Annotated in this window: 3 protein-coding genes; 1 reads left to right on the forward strand and 2 read right to left on the reverse strand. The window is 30.5% G+C overall.

What is annotated here, in order from left to right; genetic code table 11:
• Positions 1–287: 287 nt before the first annotated feature.
• Complete coding sequence (dnaN, locus tag CD150_RS09965; RefSeq protein ID WP_046207173.1) at positions 288–1,418, reverse strand: DNA polymerase III subunit beta; 1,131 nt, start codon at positions 1,416–1,418, stop codon at positions 288–290.
• A gap of 240 nt (positions 1,419–1,658) precedes the next feature.
• Positions 1,659–3,026 (reverse strand): chromosomal replication initiator protein DnaA, encoded by a 1,368-nt coding sequence (gene dnaA, locus CD150_RS09970; protein ID WP_046207172.1) that lies wholly within the window; start codon positions 3,024–3,026, stop codon positions 1,659–1,661.
• A 721-nt stretch (positions 3,027–3,747) separates the two neighbouring features.
• Between dnaA and rpmH the strand changes: the two genes are divergently transcribed.
• Positions 3,748–3,885, forward strand: coding sequence for a 50S ribosomal protein L34 (gene rpmH, locus CD150_RS09975; protein ID WP_000240855.1), 138 nt, complete (start codon positions 3,748–3,750; stop codon positions 3,883–3,885).
• Positions 3,886–4,031 lie beyond the last annotated feature (146 nt).

A 4,031-nucleotide genomic window follows, 5' to 3' on the forward strand; every position in this document is an offset into this window, starting at 1 on the left:
AGGTATCATAAGTCTAAAAAAGTTTAAGTTGCTTATATTTAAGCTCTAAGTAGCTTGTACGTATCTTTGAATATTTATTATTAATATATCTTTATCAATATACACGTTTCATTTTATAAAATTACTTCTAAAAAAAGAGTGAGACAATGATTTAAATGTGACAGAGTTTAAGACAAGATAAAATTCTGACCTTTTCTACTTAAGTTGTCTCACTATGCTTTAAATATCCATATTATAAAAACCCGAGACATCAATTTGTCTCAGGTTCTATCTCTTTAAACAAAAGTTTAATATGTTCTGATTGGTAAAATTAATTGTGTAACTGAATCATCATCTTTTGGTTTTAAAATAAATGGTTTCATCGTACCAAAGAACTCAACTTCCACTTCATCGTTATCGATTGCTTTTAGTGCATCCATCATATACTTAGAGTTGAATGAAATTTTTAAATTGCCACCATCAACGTTATCCGCTTTTACTTCTTCTTTTACAGTACCGATTTCTGGTGATGTAGAGGATAATTCAACTAATTCATTACCTGTACTTAATTTAATAACATTGTTTCCACCTTCACGTGCTAATAGAGAGGCACGATCAATAGCATGATAGAAATCTCCGTTATCAATGCCTATTTTAATTTCATAGTTTTCTGGGAATAAACGTGAAGTATCTGGATAGTGACCTTCTAAGAGACGTGATATAAAGTTTATATTTCCGACTTTAAATAGCACTTGGTTTGAAGCAAAGAAAATATCGATATCTTCTTCACTATCTGACATAATTTTATTTAATTCTGCTAAAGCTTTACCTGGAATAATGACATTTTTATTTTCAGATTCATCTTCTAAAGCTACTTTTCGCACAGCTAAGCGGTGTGAGTCAGTCGCTGTGCATATTAATTCATTATCCTGTATAAGCCAGTTAACACCAGTGAGTACTGGGCGTGTTTCTGAGGTGGACACTGCGAAATTTGTTTGTGCTATCACGTTTTTAAGGACTTTTACAGATAATTGAATCGCATCATCACGTGAAACTTGTGGTAATAAAGGATATTGATCTGGATCTAAACCACTTAAATTAAATTCTGAATGTCCAGAAGTTATTAAAGTTTGGAATTGTTCATTTGTTGATAATTTAACTTCTTTTCCTGGTAGTTTTTTAATAATATCTACAAAGAAACGACCAGGGAGTACAACTGAACCAGTTTCTGCAACTTCAATAATGTCTTCTCCATCTACTTGTTTAGGAATTGTAATTTCTATTGAGATTTCTGAATCTGAACCAGTAAGTATGACTTCATTGTTTTTAACTTCAATTTTTATACCCGTTAGTATCGGTAATGTAGTTCTTGGGGAGATTGCTTTTAATGTGTCATTTAATTGATTTATAAAATAATCTCTTCTAATTGTAAATTCCATTTTTAAACTCCTTCCAGTCGTTTATATAATAATTATATAGGTTTTAAACCCGTAGTAATAGTAGTAGGGCTTGTGGATTAGGGGATAACTCAAATTAATACAATCATGTCATTGTTTGACGACTGTGGATAACTTGTGCACAGTGTGTACTACTTTTGCACATTGTCCACAAAGTTAAAAAATAAGTTATTTTGTTATACCTCTAAATTGATTCATTAATCTGTTATAGTACAGATTGTTTTATTGGTTTCTAATTTCTTTTTCAAGATTTTCGACTTCTTGTTTAAATGTCGGATCATTATTGATATCCTTCACAATTTTTTCATGTGCATGAATAACAGTAGTATGATCACGTCCACCAAACTCTTCCCCGATTTTAGGTAGTGAGAAGTCGGTTAATTCACGTGATAAATACATTGCAATTTGACGTGGATATGCAATTGATTTTGTACGCTTTTTGGCACTAAAGTCTTCTATTCTCACACTATAGTATTCTCCAACAACTTTTTGGATATCTTGTATAGTAATTTTTTTAGATTTAGGTGCTTGGATGATATCTTTTAGCGCAGCTGCTGTTAATTCAGTTGTGATCGGTTGTCCTTGTAATTTTGAAAAGGCTAATACGCGATTAAGTGCACCTTCAAGTTCACGTATATTAGATTGTATTTGATTAGCGATATACGTCAGGGCTTCAGTAGGAATATTTATATTTTCTTCACCAATTTTTTTCTGTAAAATTGCCATTCTTGTTTCGTAATCCGGTGGAGTAATGTCTACTATTAATCCCCATTCAAAGCGAGAACGTAATCTGTCTTCTAATTTAGCAATTTCTTTAGGTGGTCTATCACTAGAAATAACAATTTGCTTATTCGCTTGATGTAAATCATTAAATGTATGGAAAAATTCTTCTTGAGTTTGTTCTTTGTTTTGAATAAATTGTATATCATCTATTAAGAGCACATCGATATTACGATATTTTTCTCTAAAACGTTCAGTTTTATTGTCTCGGATAGATTTAATGAATTCATTAGTAAATTTTTCACTAGATGTATAGATTACTTTGGCATCTGGATTATTATCTAATACATAATGGCCAATAGCATGCATTAGATGGGTTTTACCTAATCCCACACCACCATATATAAATAATGGGTTATATGCTTGGGCTGGTGCTTCAGCTACAGCTAAACTTGCAGCATGTGGGAATCTGTTTCCGGGGCCGATGACGAATGTTTCAAATGTATTATTGATATTGAATTGTTCATCACCCATTTTCGCTACATCCACTGTATCAAGATCTATCTCTTTTTCATCAGTACTCTGATTAGCATCTTGCTTTTTTTCAGATTTTAAACTTTCTAATTCATCTTCAGAGTAAAATACTGGCGTAATTTCATGACCAATAGCTTCATATAATGCAGATTGTACGATTTCAACATAATGTGTCTTTAACCAATTAGCTACAAAGGGATCGTCAATGACTACAATAGCTTCATCATTTTGCAACGAATAAAGTTTTGTATCTTTCAAAAAAGTTTGATAGCTAGGATAGCTGACTTTTTCTTGAGCTAAAGTTAAAACGTTTTCCCAAATTTCTTGTTCTGACATAATAGCAAACTCCAACTTTCTATATTTTAAAAGTTATACACAGAAATAACATGTGTGAATAAACATAATCACAAGCTGTTAATAATTATCCACAAGTTACACACATTCAGTGGATAACTCACAGTGAATTATAAGTTATACACAACCATTTAGGATATATTTTTATAAATTAATCCCTTATTTATCAATATTTACATAACTTATCCACACAATTATACTTTTTAACAAACACCTCTGTCAAATGGATGTGAATATGTTGTTAAATCGTCAATAAACCTGTGTATAGATGGAATATTATCCACAAAATAAGCGTGTATATCTGTGAATAAGTGGATAACTTACAAGAATGAATAGTATATCAAAAAATAACCAATTTGTGGTTTTGGGAAATAATTTATAAAAGTGTATGAAATTTGTATAATTGAAAAATCGATAGATTTGAAGCGAAAAATATTTATATGCTAAGGTGAATCTACTATATTAATAGATGTATTTATCAATACAGTTTTAAAGTATCAAGTGCTGATTTGTATTATTAGCAAGATGAAAATATGCTTGAAATTGATGCTTGCTTTATAAAAAAGATTTTGTTATATTGTAGTAGTTGCTTGAATTATGACTAGAAATTAATAATATTAAATCAAGACTTGAAGCAAAAAGCTTATATTAATTTATCTATTATAATAATTAGATAACCGAATACAGATGGAGGTGTTTTTGCATGGTAAAACGTACTTATCAACCAAATAAACGTAAACATAGTAAAGTTCATGGTTTCAGAAAACGCATGAGCACAAAAAACGGTCGTAAAGTTTTAGCGCGTCGTCGTCGTAAAGGCCGTAAGGTATTATCAGCATAAGATCACTGACTCATCAGTGGTCTTTTTTTTGGTTTAAAATAACGTAAATTAATAGCAAAATTATTGTTATTATTAAAAATTCAATACATGTTATGGCTTAATATATAATAATGAATGTAATGAAAAGATAAGCGAGTGATGTTTCG

Origin of the sequence: Staphylococcus ureilyticus (assembly GCF_002902235.1) — a bacterium.
GTDB lineage: Bacteria > Bacillota > Bacilli > Staphylococcales > Staphylococcaceae > Staphylococcus > Staphylococcus ureilyticus.